The sequence below is a fragment of the Paludibacterium paludis genome (genome assembly GCF_018802605.1).
Taxonomy (GTDB): Bacteria; Pseudomonadota; Gammaproteobacteria; order Burkholderiales; family Chromobacteriaceae; genus Paludibacterium; species Paludibacterium paludis.
In genome coordinates, this window is sequence record NZ_CP069161.1 from 3,952,533 (window position 1) to 3,966,331 (window position 13,799).

Below are 13,799 nucleotides of genomic sequence, written 5' to 3' on the forward strand. Positions count from 1 at the left end.
TCATGTGTTTGCGCGCGCCAGTGTAACCACCGCTTACCCGGAATGCCAGTCGGCATTCCATCATTCCGATGCCATATTGATGGAATTTTTATGCAATTGGGGCAATGCTTTTCACCATGCGGCGCCGGTCTTCGCTGAGCGGCGCACAAGCGCCGGATCGCGAAGGTCCGGTGACGGTCACAGGAAAGGGGATCATGGACGAACTGCTGGCGGCCCTGGTGGCCGTGCTGATTTTTCTTGTCGTGTATCTGCAGATCCGCGTCGGTCAGCTGGCGCGCCGCGCCAGAAAAACCAACCGGTTGCTTGCCGAACTGATCGCGCGGACAAAGGTAGGCGGCGCCTCCGCGGCGGATGCGGAAACACAACCGGAGGCGCTCGGACTGGAGGCCGCCGAAGAGGTGCTCGACCGTCTTCGCGCCCCGCTTTCCACCCGAGAAACCGGCCGTCGCGGGGATGCGACCTAGACGCGCTGATCCATATCGAGGGCCGGCGTGCAACCGGCATCGGTCTGGCTGACCACCCGCGCCGGCACGCCGGCCACCGTGGAGTGCGGCGGAACGTCTTCCAGCACCACGCTGCCCGCGCCCACCTTGGCGCAGGTGCCGACCCGGATATTGCCGAGAATCGACGCGCCCGCGCCGATCATCACACCATCGGCGATCTTGGGATGCCGGTCGCCACGCTCCTTGCCCGATCCGCCAAGTGTCACGCCGTGCAAAATCGATACGTTATTGCCGATCACCGCCGTTTCGCCGACCACCACGCCGGTGCCGTGATCGAGCATCACACCATGGCCAAGCCGCGCGGCCGGATGGATATCCGCCCCGGTGACTTCCGAAATGCGGTTCTGCAGGAACAGCGCCAGAGTGCGCCGCCCGTTTTTCCACAGCCAGTGGGTGATGCGCTGGCTCTGGATGGCATGGAAACCCTTGAAATACAACAATGGCGTCGCGTAGGAATCGCAGGCGGGGTCACGGTCGAAACAGGCGCGGATATCGGCGCGCATCGCCTCCCCGAGCAGCGGGTCGGCGGCCAGCGCCTCGCAGAACAGCTCCATCAGCGCTCTGGCGTCCATCACGGGACTCGCCAGTTTGCTCGACAGATGAAACGCCAGCACATCGTCGAGCGTGCCATGGCGCAATACTGTCATATGCAAAAAACTCGCCAGCAACGGCTCGGCCTGCGCGGCCTCGTAGGCTTCGGCGAGAATCGCGGACCACAGCGGGTCGGCAACGGACTCAGACATCGGAACTCCAGATCTCACAGCAGTACGACATCGAACTGCTCTTGGGAATACGTGGTCTCCACCGACAGGGAAACCGGTTTGCCGATAAAATCGACCAGCATGGCAAGACTTTGCGACTCTTCATCGAGGAACATGTCGATCACCGGCTGGGCGGCCAGAATACGGAACCCTCTCGCGTCGAACTGGCGCGCCTCGCGCACGATCTCGCGCTGGATTTCGTAGCAGACGGTTTGCGGCGTCTTGATCTCGCCGCGCCCCTGGCATTGCGGACAGCTTTCGCACAGCACGTGGGCCAGGCTCTCGCGGGTGCGCTTGCGGGTGATCTCGACAAGGCCGAGGCTTGTGAAACCGTTCAGCGTCACGCGCGTGCGGTCGCGCGCCAGCGATTTGGCCAGCTCGTTGAGCACCAGTTGGCGGTGCTCTTCGTTTTCCATGTCGATGAAATCGACGATGATGATGCCGCCCAGATTGCGCAGGCGCAGCTGGCGCGCCAGCGCGTGGGTCGCTTCCAGGTTGGTCTTGAAAATGGTCTCGTCGAAATTGCGGTTGCCGACGAAACCGCCGGTGTTCACATCGATGGTGGTCATCGCCTCGGTCTGATCGATGATCAGATAGCCGCCGAACTTGAGATTGACGCGGCGCGCCAGCGCGCGGTCGATTTCCGCCTCGATGCCGTGCAACTCAAAGAGCGGCCGCTCGCCGCTGTATCGCTCGATCTTGTTCACCGCCGCCGTCACGTATTGTTCGGCGAACTCCACCATCCGGCTGTAGTTTTCCGTGGAGTCGACGATCACGTTGACGGTCGATTCGCTCACCATGTCGCGCAGCACCCTCACCGACAGCGGCAGGTCTTCGTAGAGCAGGGACTGGGCGGGCAGCGACACGGACTTCTGGCGAATGTCGGTCCACAGTTTCGACAGGTACAGGATATCGGCGGCCAGCGCGGCATCCGACGCGGTTTCGGCGCTGGTGCGGATGATATAGCCGTGCGGCTCGCCTGGCGGCAGCAGTTTTTCAAGCCGCTGCTTGAGAGAGAGGCGTTCGGTCTCGTTCTCGATTTTCTGCGAGATACCGATATGTTCTTCTTGCGGCAAGTGAACGAGGAAACGCCCCGCCAGACTGATCTGGGTACTCAGGCGCGCGCCCTTGGTGCCGATCGGATCCTTGATGACCTGCACGAGGATGGTCTGACCTTCGAACAGCATGTTTTCGATGCGTTGCGGTTCGCTCGGATGCTGGCGCTGTTCGAGGACATCGGCGATATGCAGGAAGGCCGCGCGTTCCAGACCGATTTCGATGAAGGCCGACTGCATGCCGGGCAGCACGCGCTTGACGCGGCCAAGGTAGATGTTGCCCACGATGCCGCGGCTCGCGGCGCGCTCGATGTGCAACTCCTGGACGATGGCGTCTTCGAGGACCGCGACCCGGGTTTCCTGCGGGGTGATGTTGACGAGAATCTGCTCTTTGTGACGCACCACGTCACGGGGCAAAACGATCGGCTGCTGCAGCACGGAGCCCCCCTTCACGGGAAAACGTACCCGAATTCGGACAACAATGCGGCGGTCTCGCAAAGCGGAAGGCCGACCACGCCGGTGAAGCTGCCGTTCAGGCGGGTGACGAACACCGCCGCCCGCCCCTGGATGCCATAGGCGCCGGCCTTGCCGAACGGTTCGCCCGAATCGATGTAACGCTGGATTTCCTCATCGCTCAGCGGTTTGAAGGTGACATCCGTCACCGAGGTTCGCACGCTGACCGTGTCGCCGCGGCGCACCGCCACGGCGGTGATGGCCTGATGGGTCTTGCCGGAAAACGCGCGAAGCATGCGGCGCGCATCAGCCTCATCCTCGGGTTTGCCGAAAATTTCGCCGTCCAGCACCACGGTCGTATCGGCCGCCAGCAGTGTGCGCTCGGGCAAACCGCAGGAAACCACGACGCCCCACCCGGCGGCCGCCTTCGCCACGGCAAGGCGCTCGGTATAGATCACTCCGTCCTCGCCAGGCAGAACCGACTCGTCGATATCGGCATGGATACGTTCGAAATGCAGGCCAAGCTGTGTCAGCAATTCTCGCCGGCGCGGGCTGCCGGAGGCCAGGTAGAGGGTGTCGTTCTCGGTCATGTTTCGCGGCAATCTGTCTTGTAATGCGTCTAGATTACCAGAGGCGGGGGGGCTTGGACTATGGCATCGGCGACAAGCGGGGCGCGCGGCACGCCCAAAAAGAGCGCGCCGGCCCGCCCGGAAAGCCTGTCCTACGACTTTGGCAACGGAGGAATCAGTCCCTGCTTGGCCAGGGTTTCGGTCACCACACTGGAAAAATCGTTGATGATGCGTTTGACGTCTTCCGGATCGGTCGACTCGGTGGTACCCGACCACAGCAGCTTGCCGTCCTTGCCGGACCAGAGGTTGGTTTCCATCACCGCGACCTTGTAGGTGGACACCGTGTCGTAATTCACCCAGACGTCGTGGTAATAGCCGTAAAAACCCATATAGGGCGCGGGCCAGGGGTTGCTGCGCACTTGCTCGCGCGAATCGACGCGCACCACTCGGGTGACCAGGATGCCGTCGACACCACTGTCGGCGATGATTTTCTTGAGTTTATCCTGATCGGCCTCGCCCAGTTCGGGATGCACGGAATACATCGGCACCGCTTTCACCCCGGCGCGGGCCAGCGCCGCGGAAAACGTATCCTCGAAAGCGCGTCGCGGTCCTTCTTCCTTGGAAATACCCATCACCAGAACTTGTTTCATCATGGCATGGCCGGTGGCCCCGGAGGGGGTCCACTCGTGTACGACCCGGGTCGTGGAGCAAGCGGCAAGCACGAGCACCGCAGCGGCGGCCATCGTGCGCAGGATCATGCGTCGGAACATGGCGGAACTCCTGACTGATGTTGAACTGACACTTAGAAGAGTATTACCAGCACACAAAAAATGCCACGACTGGCGTGGCATTTTTGTTAAGCGGCTTGACCGGCTCCGAAGCTCAGTCCAAACGTCCGTGGCACTGCTTGTAGCGCTTGCCGCTGCCGCACGGGCACGGATCGTTGCGGCCGACACGCAAGCCCTGCCCTGCCAGCGCTTCGGGCGAGAGGGGGTTCTCTCCGTCAGGCAGCGCAGACCCCGGATCGGCATGGCGCAATTCCATGGCGGGAACCTGATGGGGCTCGACCGCGTCAACATCGTCCTGACTGCGGATCTGCACGGTCATCAGCACATTCACCACACTGCGCTTGATGCGCTCGAGCATGTCGGCGAACAGCTCGAAGGCTTCGCGCTTGTACTCCTGCTTGGGGTTTTTCTGCGCGTAACCGCGCAGATGAATACCCTGACGCAGGTGATCCATCGACGCCAGATGCTCGCGCCAGTGGTTGTCCAGCATCTGCAGCACCAGAGAGCGCTCGAACTGGCGCATCACGTCCGCTCCGGCCACGGCAACCTTGGCTTCATAAGACGCGACCGACAGCGCCACGATACGGTCCCGGATGTCCGGGATGTCGAGATTCGGCTCGTCCTTGAGCCAAGTGGAAACATCGGCTTCCAGCAGGTACTCGGCGGCAAGAACCTTTTCCAGTCCGGCGATGTCCCACTGCTCTTCCATCGAGTCGGGCGGAATGTGCAGATCGACGAGGTCGCCGATCACGCCTTCGCGCATATTGGCGATGATGTCGCTGACATCGTCCTCGGCCAGGATCTCGTTGCGCTGGGCATAGATCACCTTGCGCTGGTCGTTGGCCACATCATCGTATTCGAGCAGTTGCTTGCGGATGTCGAAATTGCGGCCTTCGACCTTGCGTTGCGCGTTTTCGATCGAGCGGGTGACCCATGCGTGCTCGATGGCCTCGCCTTCCGGCATTTTCAGGCGGTCCATGATGGACGCGACGCGATCCGATGCGAAAATCCGCAGCAGGGGATCTTCGAGCGACAGGTAAAAGCGCGAGGAACCCGGGTCGCCCTGCCGGCCGGAACGGCCACGCAGCTGATTGTCGATACGGCGCGACTCGTGACGCTCGGTGCCGATGATATGCAGGCCGCCGGCGGCCAGCACGGTTTCGTGGCGGCCCTTCCATTCGGCGCGCACCGCTTCGATGCGCGACGCGCGTGTCGCCTCATCCAGCGACTCGTCCGCCTCGATGGCGCGGATTTCCGGTTCGGGATTGCCGCCGAGCACGATATCGGTACCGCGGCCGGCCATGTTGGTGGCGACCGTGATCATCGACGGACGGCCCGCCTGGACCACGATGTCCGCTTCGCGGGCATGTTCCTTGGCATTGAGCACATTGTGCGGCAACCCGGCTTCGGTCAGGAGGGACGCCATCAACTCGGAATTCTCGATCGACGTGGTGCCGACCAGCACGGGCTGGCCGCGCTCGTGGCAATCCTTGATGTCGGCGATGATGGCGTTGTACTTCTCCCTGGCGGTGCGATAGACCTTGTCCTGCGCATCCTTGCGGATCATCGGTTTGTTGGTCGGGATCACCACGGTTTCCAGGCCGTAGATCTGCTGGAATTCGTAAGCCTCGGTATCGGCCGTGCCGGTCATCCCCGCCAGCTTGCCGTAAAGACGGAAGTAGTTCTGGAAGGTGATGGTGGCCAGCGTCTGGTTCTCGCGGTTCACCTCGACGCCTTCCTTGGCCTCGACGGCCTGGTGCAGGCCTTCGGACCAGCGGCGGCCCGGCATCAGGCGTCCGGTGAATTCGTCGACGATGATCACTTCGCCATCCTGAACCACATAGTGCTGATCCAGATGGAACAGGGCATGGGCGCGCAGGGCGGCCATCAGGTGGTGCATCAGGGTGATGTTGGCGGCCGAGTAGAGGCTGTCGCCTTCGCGCAGCATGCCCTGCTGCTGCAGGATGGTCTCGCAGTGCTCGTGACCGGTTTCGGACAGCAGCACGGTATGGGCCTTCTCATCGACCCAGTAATCGCCCGGACCGTCCTCGGCCTGCTGGCGCACCAGCAGGCTCGGCACCACATTCATGCGGCGGTAGGTGTCGACGTTGTCTTCGGCCGGGCCGGAAATGATCAACGGAGTGCGGGCCTCGTCGATGAGGATGGAGTCGACCTCGTCGACCACCGCGAAGGCCAGCTTGCGCTGCACTTTCTCGCCGGTGGAGAACACCATGTTGTCGCGCAGGTAGTCGAAGCCGAACTCGTTGTTGGTGCCATAGGTGATATCGGACCCGTAGGCGATCTGCTTCTCGTCATGCGGCATCTGGCTGAGGTTGACGCCCACGGTCAGGCCGAGGAAGTTGTACAGCTTGCCCATGATGCCCGCGTCGCGGCTGGCCAGGTAGTCGTTCACGGTGATGACGTGCACGCCGTCGCCGCTGAGCGCGTTGAGATAAACGGCCAGGGTCGCGACCAGGGTCTTGCCCTCGCCGGTGCGCATTTCGGCGATCTTGCCGTTATGCAGCGTCATGCCGCCGATCAGCTGCACATCGAAGTGCCGCATGCCGAGTACCCGGCGGGATGCCTCGCGGCAGACGGCGAAGGCTTCGGGCAGGAGGTCGTCGAGCGTTTCGCCCTTGCCAAGACGATCGCGGAACTCGGCGGTCTTGCCGGCCAGCGCCTCATCGGACAGCGAGCGCATACCATCTTCCAGCGCGTTGATGCGCGCGACAACCTGGCGATACTGCTTCAGCAGGCGGTCGTTGCGGCTGCCGAATACTTTCTTGAGAAGCGTGGAAATCATCTATCGGATCCAGAGGGCCCGCGGGCCGGGAAAAATGCTGTCAATACTATCACATTCGCTGTCAAGGGTATTGGGGCAGATTAATCCGAAATCAAGTGGCCCTGACAAATAGCGGTTCACCTGTCCTTTTTAGAGCATCCACTCTTTTCCGGCAGGAAATGTGTCATATTGATGACATGCGCATCATTCAAACTGTCGTTCGTTTGGCGCGCCGCGCAAAGCATAACCATAACAATCTTTCCTGCAAAATACTGTGACTCAATCAAGGGCTAAACCATCATGAACCGTCGTCAGTTCATCCAAATGGGCAGTTTTCTTTCCGTGACCGCCGCGACCCTGGGCCTTTCCGCCTGCGGAGGCGGAGGAGGGGGCGGCAACAGCGGCGCATCGGACGGAGCCTTCGGCCAGGGCGTCGCCTCGGCCGACCCGAAGCCGGACAGCATCATCCTCTGGACCCGCTGCGCGCCGCTGTCCGGCGCCCCGGACAGCGTTACCCTGGCGCTGGATGTCTCCACCACCGCCGACTTCGCCAATCTCGTGGTCAGCCAGCCGCTGACCGCTCTCGCCGCCTGGGACTACACCGTCCGCAACAAGGTCACCAATCTCAAGCCGTCGACCACCTACTACTACCGTTTCCGCTCGGGCGGAGCAACGAGTCCCGTCGGCCGCACCAAAACGGCGCCGGCCGCCGGTACGCCGGTGTCGCAGTTGAAGTTCGCCTTCATCACCTGTCAGGACTGGAGCGTCAACCACTGGGCCGCCTTCGACGAGCTGGTCAACCAGGATCTCGATTTCATTGTCCACCTCGGCGATTACATCTACGAGACAGTCGGCGCCGGATTCCAGAGCTCCGGCGGCGAAACCCGCCATACGACGCTGAGGTTGCCCGAAGGCAAGCCGGCCGCCAAGGGCGGTTTCTACGCCTCTTCCGTCAACGATTACCGCTATCTGTACCGCAGCTACCGAAGCGACTCGCGCCTGCAAGCGCTGCACGCGCGCTTCCCCTTCGTGCATATCTGGGACGACCACGAGTTTTCCGATGACTGCTGGCAGGATCGCGAAAACTACATTCCTGGCGAAGACAGCACCACCCAGGGGCCGCGCCGCCGCAGCGCCAACCAGGCCTGGTACGAATACATTCCGGCCGACATCGACATGCTCGATGTGAAGAACCCGTCCTTCCAGAACCTGAAAATCTACCGATCGCTGGCATTCGGCAATCTGGCGAGCCTGGTGATGACCGACGAGCGTCTGTACCGCGCCGACCACATCATTCCGGAATCGGCCGTGCCCGGCGGCGCAAGCGAAATCGGCAGCCGGTATTTCGTGCCGACCGCCTCGCTCTCCCAGGTCGAAGGGCTCAAGATGGCCTCCGCCACGGCCGGCGGCCTCGATCCCCTGAGCAATGTCTCGATCCTCGGCAACGCCCAGCGGCAATGGTGGAAAGACCAGATGAGCGCCTCGACCGCCACCTGGAAGCTGTGGGGCAACGAAGTGTCGCTGCTGCGCATGGGTTTTGACGGCACCCGCGCAGTCGCCGCCCTGCTCGCCCAAGGGCTCGTCGCCGGGGTGCAATCGGGCCTCGGCATCGATCTGACGGCCCAGATGGCGACGTTGACCGGCGCGCTGTACCAGGATCTTGCCGCCGCCAACAAGAGCGGAGCCCAGCCCGTGGTGACCTATACCAACACCATCGCCGCGCTCGGCGCCGTGCCCACCTACGGCGGCGCGCTGGCCGCCGCGTTCCCCGGCCAGCTGCAGCCGGACCTTGACGCTTCGCTGCCGCCGTCCCTGTTCCTTGGCAAGTTCGTGATCAACGCCGACCAGTGGGATGGCTACAACGCCGAACGCAAGGATCTGATGGCCCACCTGAAAAAGAACGCGATCGGCAATGTGGTCGCGCTGACCGGCGACCTGCATTCGATCTTCGCCGGCAACGTCTGCGACGACTACGATGCCGCCTCGCCGACACCGGTCATGGTGGACCTGGTGACCGCCGGCATTTCCAGCAACTCGCTGTTCAGTTATTTCAAGAGCGTGGTCGACAGCAGCCAGGCCTTCGCCAAGGCCAAACCGCTGATCTACACCACCAATAACGATGGCAGCATCAACAACAAGTTCAACACGACACTTTCATCGTTCAACGGCGGCTGGATGAAGTTCGTCGAGACGGATGCGCAAGGTTATGCCGTGGTCACGTTGACCCCGGCCCGGCTCACATGCGAGTTCCACAAGATGAAGCCGACGGTCGCCGGCGTCGCGCCGGCCCTGCCGGCGTCGAGCGTCATCGCCACAGTGACGGTGAACGCCGGCAGTCCGGCCATATCCGTGCAGCAGTGATCCCCGCGTCCGCCGCCTGGCCATCCCTGCGGCGGACGCCTTCTTTTGACCGAAGTATCGTACAATGCGGACATCACACCACCCCGGACCGCCATGTTTTCCCGACCGCTGCAGGATATTGCGAAAAATGACGCCCTGCTCGCGCGCCTGACCGAAGAGGCGCGCGCCGGCATGGCCATCGACCGCGCCTTGAAGCGGCTCTTGCCGCCACTGCTGGCGGGCATGTGCCACGCCGGACGGATACGGGACGGGGAATTGACCGTCTATGCGGACAACAGCATGATCGCCGCGCGCCTGCGGCTGACACTGCCCGGTCTGCTGCCGGCGCTCGCCGCGGCGGGCTACCCGGCCTCAAGAGCCAGAATCAAGGTGGCGGTGCGTTTCGAAACACGCCGGCCGGCTGTCAAACGCGGGCTGAGCGGCAAGGCGCTCGACGCCTTCGACAAGGCGAGCCACACGATCGCCGACCCCGACCTCGCCCGCGCGCTGGCGCGCCTCGTGCGCCGTCACCGCGGCTGACCGTTCAAATCGAGTAATCCTGCCCGCCGGCGGGAAACACCGACAGCTTGCGCGGTGTCACGTACACCCGGTCGCCAAGCATCAGGCCAAGCTCCCGGTAACGCTCCTTGACAATCGCCACTTCGATGGTTTCTCCCTTGCCGGACGCGATTTCCACCCGCACCAGCGGCCCGACCGCGTGGATGTGCTCGACAACGCCGTCTCCCAGCGCGCCGTCGGCCCCGCGGCTGACATCCAGATCATGCGGCCGGACATAGGCCACGACGTGACCCGACAATCCTTCGTTCGCCGATTCCAGCGGATGGACGAAATCGCCGAGGGTGAACTGTCCGGACTCGGCCCGGCCGTGGAACAGGTTGACGTCGCCCAGAAACTGGGTGACGAAGGTCGACGCGGGGTTTTCGTAGATATCGTCGGGCCGCCCCACCTGCTCGATGCGGCCGTGATCCATCACCACCACCCGGTCCGACACCTCCAGCGCCTCTTCCTGATCATGCGTGACGAACACGCTGGTCAGGTGGATCTGGTCGTGAAGATCACGCAGCCAGCGCCGCAGATCCTTGCGCACTTTGGCGTCCAGCGCGCCGAACGGTTCATCCAGCAAAAGAACGCGCGGCTCCACCGCCAGCGAACGGGCGAGCGCGATGCGCTGGCGTTGCCCGCCCGACAACTGGGAGGGATAGGCGTCGGCGAGCCAGGACAACTGGACCAGTTCGAGCAGGGACATGACCTTGTCGCGGATGGCTTCGCGCGACGGCCGCTCGCGGCGCGGCCGGACCGACAGGCCGAAGGCGACGTTCTCGAACACCGTCATGTGCCGGAACAGCGCATAGTGCTGGAACACGAAGCCTACCTGACGCTCGGCGACATGGCGGTGCGTGGCGTCCTCTCCGCCAAACAGCACTTGTCCCGCATCGGGAGCCTCCAGTCCGGCGATGATGCGCAGCAGCGTGGTCTTGCCGCAGCCGGAAGGCCCCAGCAGGGCCAGCAGTTCGCCGGATGCGATGCTCAGATTGACCTCGTCGAGCGCGACAAAATCGCCGAAGGCTTTGCGAATCTGACGTATTTCAATGCTCATGCCTTGCTCTCCAGAATGGGGGCGGTGGCGCGGTGCGCCACCCGGGCTTCGCGCACCCGTGCCTGCGAAGCCACGCCCTGCCGGTGGACACGCCATTCGAGCAGGGACTTGAGCACCAGCGTCAACAGGGCCAGCAGCGCGAGGATCGACGCGCACGCGAACGCGCCGACGAAGTTGTATTCGTTGTAAAGAATCTCGACATGCAGCGGGATGGTATTGGTCTCGCCGCGAATGTGACCGGACACCACGCTCACCGCGCCGAACTCACCCATCGCCCTCGCGTTGGTCAGCAGCACGCCGTAGAGCAGCCCCCACTTGATATTGGGCAGCGTGACGCGGCGGAACATCTGCCAGCCGGAAGCGCCAAGCACCCGCGCGGCCTGCTCTTCCTCGTCCCCCTGGCTTTGCATCAGCGGGATCAGTTCCCTGGCCACGAAGGGAAAGGTCACGAAAACCGTCGCCAGCACAATGCCGGGCGTCGCGAAAATGATTTTGAAACCGTGCGCTTCGAGCCATCCGCCCAGCGGGGAATTAAGGCCGAAGGCGGTGACCATCATCAGGCCTGCCACCACGGGAGATATCGAAAAAGGCAAATCGATCAACGTGATCAGGAAACTTTTGCCGCGAAACTCGAAACGCGCGACAGCCCATGCCGTCGCCAGGCCGAACACCGTGTTCAGCGGCACTGCGATGAGCGCGGTCACCAGAGTCAGGGACACGGCCGCGCGCGCCTCGGGTTCCAGCAAGGCAGCCAGATACAAACCCCAACCCCGCGACAGCGCCTCGTAGAACACCGCGATGAGCGGCGCGAACAGGAACACAGCAAGAAAACCCAGCGCGGCGCAGGTCAGCGCAACCCTTACGGGACGGGACTCGGTGGTAACGACGGCGGGAACGGAATTCGGCATGGCGTACCTCAGCGACGGGCCAGGTGGCGGCGGGAGAACCACCACTGCAGGGTATTGATGGCCAGCAGCAGGACAAAGGAAATGACCAGCATCACCAGCGCCACCGCCGTGGCGCCATGCTGGTCGTACTGGTCGAGCTTGGACAGAATGATCAGCGGCGCGATTTCCGACACCATCGGAATGTTTCCGGCGATGAACACCACCGAGCCGAATTCGCCGGTGGCGCGCGCGAAGGCCAGCGTCACCCCGGTCAACAGGGAAGGCAGCACCGTCGGCAGGATCACGCGGCGCACAGTCGCGAGGCGGCTCGCGCCCAGGCAGGCGGCGGCTTCCTCGAGCTCCTTTTCCAGATCCTCCAGCACCGGCTGAACGGTGCGCACCACGAAGGGCAGTCCGATGAAGGTCAACGCCACAACAATGCCCAACGGCGTGAACGCCACCTTTATTCCCCAGGCCGCGAACCATTGCCCGAACGCGCCATTGGGCGCATAAAGCGATGTCAGCGCGATACCGGCCACGGCGGTCGGCAGAGCGAACGGCAGATCCACCATCGCATCGACAACACGCTTGCCGGGAAACGGGTAACGCACCAGTACCCAGGCGACCAGCAGGCCGAACACCGCGTTGATCAGCGCCGCCACGGCGGAGGCCATGAACGACAGACGCAGCGAGGCGATGACCCGGTCGGTGCCGACGGTGTGCCAGAAGGCCGGCCATCCCATCGATACGGTGGAGGCCAGCAACGCGGCCAGTGGCAACACGACGATAAGGCCCAGCCAGAACACCCCCATGCCGAATGTCAAACCGAAACCGGGCAATACGCTATGGCGCCGGGCAAGCAATGTCATCGTAACCTCGCGTCCCTGTCAGCGGGCGTAAATCTGGTCGAACACGCCGCCATCGGCGAAGTGGGTGCGGGCGGCCGCCTGCCACGAACCAAAAACACCGGCGACCGTGAAGGTCTTCACGTAGGGAAACTGGGCCGCGTATTTCTGCAGCACGCCCTTGTCTCGCGGCCGCAGGAAATTCTGCGCCGCGATTGTTTGTCCTTCGGGACTCCACAACCACTTCAGATAGGCTTCGGCCGTCTTGCGGGTCCCTTTCTTGTCGACCACCCGGTCGACCACCGCCACCGGATTCTCGGCGAGGATGGACACGGACGGATAAACCAGTTCGAACTGGCCGCGTCCGAATTCGCGGGAAATCATTTCGGCCTCGTTCTCGAAGGTCACGAGCACGTCCCCGATCTGGCGCTGCATGAAGGTCGTGGTCGCCGCGCGGCCCCCGGTATCGAGCACCGGCACATTGCGGAACAGGCGGGTCACCAGATCGCGCGCCCGTGCCTCGCTGCCGCCGGGCGACTTGAGCGCGTAGCCCCACGCGGCCAGGTAGGTATAACGGCCGTTGCCGGACGTCTTGGGATTGGGCACCACCACCTGAACGCCCTGTCGGGCAAGATCGTTCCAGTCGCGGATGTGCTTGGGATTGCCCTTGCGCACCAGGAAAACCGTCGTCGAGGTGAACGGCACGGACTGGTCGGGAAGACGCGAGGACCAATTGGCGGAAATCAGGCCACGGGAGGCCACAAGATCGATATCGGTGGCCTGGTTCATGGTGATCACGTCGGCCTGCAGGCCGCCCGCCACCGACATCGCCTGCTTGGACGATCCGCCATGCGACTGCTGGATCACGACCGTCTCGCCGCCTTGCGCCTTCCAGGCCTTCTGGAAGGCCGGATTGTAATCCTTGTAAAAATCGCGCATCACGTCGTAACTGACGTTCAGCAAAGTGACATCGGCCAGGGCCGGACGCGCCAGGGAGCCGGCCGTCACGACGGCCGCGGCAAGAAGTCGCACGAACATGAAAACGCCTTTTCAATCAAGGTGATGGTTCGGCCACTATACCCAACGCTCTTTTATATCGATAAATAATATTAAGTAATACCTTTATCAAAAACAGCGATAAAGCATTTCTCCCTTGCCGGTCAGGAAAAAATTGTGCGCGGGCGGGAACTCTACCCAG

12 protein-coding genes are annotated in these 13,799 nt (G+C 62.9%); 3 read left to right on the top strand and 9 right to left on the bottom strand.

The annotated features are described in order from the left end of the window. The first annotated feature begins 194 nt into the window (after positions 1-194). Positions 195-464 (top strand): hypothetical protein, encoded by a 270-nt coding sequence (locus JNO50_RS18330; RefSeq protein WP_189531976.1) that lies wholly within the window; start codon positions 195-197, stop codon positions 462-464. Here JNO50_RS18330 and cysE read toward each other — a convergent pair. From cysE to secA, 5 genes are all read right to left on the bottom strand, one after another. Then, positions 461-1,246 (bottom strand): serine O-acetyltransferase, encoded by a 786-nt coding sequence (gene cysE / locus JNO50_RS18335; RefSeq protein WP_189531974.1) that lies wholly within the window; start codon positions 1,244-1,246, stop codon positions 461-463. The genes JNO50_RS18330 and cysE overlap by 4 nt on opposite strands. A 14-nt stretch (positions 1,247-1,260) precedes the next feature. Then, positions 1,261-2,754 carry a ribonuclease G gene (rng, locus tag JNO50_RS18340; protein WP_189532147.1) on the bottom strand — a complete coding sequence of 498 codons (1,494 nt, stop codon included), beginning with the start codon at positions 2,752-2,754 and terminating at the stop codon, positions 1,261-1,263. A gap of 14 nt (positions 2,755-2,768) precedes the next feature. Beyond that, complete coding sequence (locus JNO50_RS18345) at positions 2,769-3,362, bottom strand: Maf family protein (protein ID WP_189531972.1); 594 nt, start codon at positions 3,360-3,362, stop codon at positions 2,769-2,771. A 131-nt stretch (positions 3,363-3,493) separates the two neighbouring features. Further along, positions 3,494-4,111: a DUF4136 domain-containing protein gene (locus JNO50_RS18350; RefSeq protein ID WP_189531970.1), complete on the bottom strand. Its 618-nt coding sequence runs from the start codon at positions 4,109-4,111 to the stop codon at positions 3,494-3,496. Positions 4,112-4,223: 112 nt separating this feature from the next. Next, positions 4,224-6,932, bottom strand: a complete 2,709-nt coding sequence (gene secA, locus JNO50_RS18355; protein ID WP_189531968.1) for a preprotein translocase subunit SecA — start codon at positions 6,930-6,932, stop codon at positions 4,224-4,226. A gap of 279 nt (positions 6,933-7,211) precedes the next feature. Here secA and JNO50_RS18360 point away from each other — a divergent pair, with 279 nt between their 5' ends. Further along, positions 7,212-9,272, top strand: coding sequence for an alkaline phosphatase D family protein (locus JNO50_RS18360; RefSeq protein ID WP_189531966.1), 2,061 nt, complete (start codon positions 7,212-7,214; stop codon positions 9,270-9,272). Between the two features lie 93 nt (positions 9,273-9,365). Further along, entirely contained in the window at positions 9,366-9,791 is a 426-nt protein-coding gene (locus JNO50_RS18365; RefSeq protein WP_189531964.1) for a DciA family protein, read from the top strand. Between the two features lie 4 nt (positions 9,792-9,795). Here the strand turns inward: JNO50_RS18365 and JNO50_RS18370 are convergent, their stop codons facing one another. Genes JNO50_RS18370 through JNO50_RS18385 form a run of 4 tightly spaced genes read right to left on the bottom strand, consistent with a single transcriptional unit; the run spans position 9,796 to position 13,639 of the window. Next, positions 9,796-10,869, bottom strand: a complete 1,074-nt coding sequence (locus JNO50_RS18370) for a sulfate/molybdate ABC transporter ATP-binding protein (protein WP_189531962.1) — start codon at positions 10,867-10,869, stop codon at positions 9,796-9,798. After that, positions 10,866-11,777 (bottom strand): sulfate ABC transporter permease subunit CysW, encoded by a 912-nt coding sequence (cysW, locus tag JNO50_RS18375; RefSeq protein WP_189531961.1) that lies wholly within the window; start codon positions 11,775-11,777, stop codon positions 10,866-10,868. The genes JNO50_RS18370 and cysW overlap by 4 nt, the downstream gene beginning before the upstream one ends. Before the next feature lie 8 nt (positions 11,778-11,785). Continuing rightward, complete coding sequence (cysT, locus tag JNO50_RS18380) at positions 11,786-12,625, bottom strand: sulfate ABC transporter permease subunit CysT (protein WP_189531959.1); 840 nt, start codon at positions 12,623-12,625, stop codon at positions 11,786-11,788. An 18-nt stretch (positions 12,626-12,643) separates the two neighbouring features. Continuing rightward, positions 12,644-13,639, bottom strand: coding sequence for a sulfate ABC transporter substrate-binding protein (locus JNO50_RS18385; protein WP_189531957.1), 996 nt, complete (start codon positions 13,637-13,639; stop codon positions 12,644-12,646). Between the last annotated feature and the right edge of the window lie 160 nt (positions 13,640-13,799).

Bases quoted from the DNA above. Each gene is read 5' to 3' on its own strand.
- JNO50_RS18330 (WP_189531976.1), top strand. From the start codon at position 195: ATGGACGAACTGCTGGCGGCCCTGGTGGCCGTGCTGATTTTTCTTGTC.
- cysE (WP_189531974.1), bottom strand. From the start codon at position 1,246: ATGTCTGAGTCCGTTGCCGACCCGCTGTGGTCCGCGATTCTCGCCGAA.
- JNO50_RS18345 (WP_189531972.1), bottom strand. From the start codon at position 3,362: ATGACCGAGAACGACACCCTCTACCTGGCCTCCGGCAGCCCGCGCCGG.
- JNO50_RS18350 (WP_189531970.1), bottom strand. From the start codon at position 4,111: ATGTTCCGACGCATGATCCTGCGCACGATGGCCGCCGCTGCGGTGCTC.
- secA (WP_189531968.1), bottom strand. From the start codon at position 6,932: ATGATTTCCACGCTTCTCAAGAAAGTATTCGGCAGCCGCAACGACCGC.
- JNO50_RS18360 (WP_189531966.1), top strand. From the start codon at position 7,212: ATGAACCGTCGTCAGTTCATCCAAATGGGCAGTTTTCTTTCCGTGACC.
- JNO50_RS18365 (WP_189531964.1), top strand. From the start codon at position 9,366: ATGTTTTCCCGACCGCTGCAGGATATTGCGAAAAATGACGCCCTGCTC.
- JNO50_RS18370 (WP_189531962.1), bottom strand. From the start codon at position 10,869: ATGAGCATTGAAATACGTCAGATTCGCAAAGCCTTCGGCGATTTTGTC.
- cysW (WP_189531961.1), bottom strand. From the start codon at position 11,777: ATGCCGAATTCCGTTCCCGCCGTCGTTACCACCGAGTCCCGTCCCGTA.
- cysT (WP_189531959.1), bottom strand. From the start codon at position 12,625: ATGACATTGCTTGCCCGGCGCCATAGCGTATTGCCCGGTTTCGGTTTG.
- JNO50_RS18385 (WP_189531957.1), bottom strand. From the start codon at position 13,639: ATGTTCGTGCGACTTCTTGCCGCGGCCGTCGTGACGGCCGGCTCCCTG.